1 tRNA gene and 1 rRNA gene are annotated in these 1,997 nt (G+C 45.4%); both read right to left on the bottom strand.

Annotated features, from left to right (window positions below):
• Window positions 1–112 precede the first annotated feature (112 nt).
• Window positions 113–186, bottom strand: a tRNA-Ile gene (locus M2326_RS17440).
• A gap of 139 nt (window positions 187–325) precedes the next feature.
• Window positions 326–1,839: ribosomal RNA gene (locus M2326_RS17435) — 16S ribosomal RNA — on the bottom strand.
• Window positions 1,840–1,997 lie beyond the last annotated feature (158 nt).

The following is a 1,997-nucleotide window of genomic DNA, read 5'->3' as shown; positions in this document are numbered from 1 at the left end:
ATTAGTTTTGAGTTATGAATTCATATCTCATACATTCTCAACTTCTAAAATTTCCTTTAAGTTTTTTTTTAAACTTATAAATTATAATTAATAACTTATAACTTTAAATTAGTTGTCTCGGACAGACTCGAACTGTCGACCCCTACATTATCAGTGTAGTACTCTAACCAGCTGAGCTACGAGACACTCTTATTCTTAAATTTCTTTTTAATTCAATTTTTTTAAATTAACAGCAAGAGTAATAAATTCTTAATCTTCTAATCCACCTTACTTTTCGTCTCTTTCCCTAACGTGTCGCTTGCGCAACTAACAATTAAGGCTCTAGAAAGGAGGTGTTCCAGCCGCACCTTCCGGTACGGCTACCTTGTTACGACTTAGCCCTAGTTACCAGTTTTACCCTAGGCAGCTCCTTGCGGTCACCGACTTCAGGCACCCCCAGCTTCCATGGCTTGACGGGCGGTGTGTACAAGGCCCGGGAACGTATTCACCGGATCATGGCTGATATCCGATTACTAGCGATTCCAGCTTCACGGAGTCGAGTTGCAGACTCCGATCCGAACTGAGAACGGTTTTGTAGATTCGCACCTGGTCGCCCAGTGGCTGCTCTCTGTACCGTCCATTGTAGCACGTGTGTAGCCCAAGGCGTAAGGGCCGTGATGATTTGACGTCATCCCCACCTTCCTCACAGTTTACACTGGCAGTCTTGTTAGAGTTCCCGACATCACTCGCTGGCAACTAACAACAGGGGTTGCGCTCGTTATAGGACTTAACCTGACACCTCACGGCACGAGCTGACGACAACCATGCAGCACCTTGTAAATTGTCTTGCGAAAAGTCTGTTTCCAAACCGGTCAATCTACATTTAAGCCTTGGTAAGGTTCCTCGCGTATCATCGAATTAAACCACATGCTCCACCGCTTGTGCGGGCCCCCGTCAATTCCTTTGAGTTTCAAACTTGCGTTCGTACTCCCCAGGTGGGATACTTATCACTTTCGCTTAGCCACTGAAATTGCTTCCAACAGCTAGTATCCATCGTTTACGGCGTGGACTACCAGGGTATCTAATCCTGTTCGCTACCCACGCTTTCGTCCATCAGCGTCAATATATTGGTAGTAACCTGCCTTCGCAATTGGTATTCCATGTAATCTCTAAGCATTTCACCGCTACACTACATATTCTAGTTACTTCCCAATAATTCAAGTCAGACAGTATCAATGGCCGTTCCACCGTTGAGCGATGGGCTTTCACCACTGACTTATCTGACCGCCTACGGACCCTTTAAACCCAATGATTCCGGATAACGCTTGGACCCTCCGTATTACCGCGGCTGCTGGCACGGAGTTAGCCGGTCCTTATTCTTACGATACCGTCAAGACTCTACACGTAGAGTTGTTTCTTCTCGTACAAAAGCAGTTTACACACCATAGATGCTTCATCCTGCACGCGGCATGGCTGGTTCAGGCTTGCGCCCATTGACCAATATTCCTCACTGCTGCCTCCCGTAGGAGTCTGGTCCGTGTCTCAGTACCAGTGTGGGGGATCTCCCTCTCAGGACCCCTACCCATCGTAGTCTTGGTAAGCCGTTACCTTACCAACTAACTAATGGGACGCATGCTCATCTTTCACCGTTGTAACTTTAATAACATCTCGATGCCGAGTCATTATACTATGAGGTATTAATCCAAATTTCTCTGGGCTATCCCTCTGTGAAAGGTAGATTGCATACGCGTTACGCACCCGTGCGCCGGTCTCATTATCCGAAGACAACTACCCCTCGACTTGCATGTGTTAAGCCTGCCGCTAGCGTTCATCCTGAGCCAGGATCAAACTCTTCATCGTATATTATTTGCTTATTACTAAGCTATTTATTTTTGACTGAAGGTCTAGTGGTTATTATATGAATCTCTCGATTCTATTACTCTTATTCTTTTGTCTTAAGATCTCTCTTAAAACGGCTGTCAATTCAATATGTCTAGGAACGTGTTCTTATCTTGTTT

Source organism: Flavobacterium psychraerolatum (assembly GCF_025960985.1).
GTDB lineage: Bacteria > Bacteroidota > Bacteroidia > Flavobacteriales > Flavobacteriaceae > Flavobacterium.
This window is presented reverse-complemented; position numbering and strand designations above follow the sequence as displayed.